Origin of the sequence: Phyllobacterium myrsinacearum (genome assembly GCF_002980555.1) — a bacterium.
GTDB classification, from domain to species: Bacteria; Pseudomonadota; Alphaproteobacteria; order Rhizobiales; family Rhizobiaceae; genus Phyllobacterium; species Phyllobacterium myrsinacearum.
In genome coordinates this window covers 1-255 of sequence record NZ_PVBT01000040.1, presented here as the reverse complement: position 1 = coordinate 255, position 255 = coordinate 1, and the positions used below count along the sequence as shown (strand labels likewise).

The following is a 255-nucleotide window of genomic DNA, read 5'->3' as shown; positions in this document are numbered from 1 at the left end:
AGTTTCAAATGAACCGCAGTCGTACCACGTCGGGTTCAAACCAATTTAGCCGAAGTCAGTCGCAGCAGCAGTATCTGACAGGCGAACTGACGATCCAGATCGACAACCTGCCCCATATCGCCGCCGCTTATGGCGAAGCCGCGGCGATTATCGCTGAAGACGTGGTGCATCAATTGGTCCTGGATATTATCGGCGCCCTTGGCACCGTCACGCGGTTGCAATCAGGGCAGTTCCACGTGGCCGGCCCCCGCATTG

At 57.3% G+C, this 255-nt stretch carries 1 protein-coding gene; it reads left to right on the top strand.

Features of this window, described 5'->3' with window-relative positions:
- Positions 1–255, top strand: a 255-nt coding sequence (locus tag C5750_RS26725; RefSeq protein ID WP_170111944.1) for a hypothetical protein, incomplete at both ends; no start/stop codon positions are given.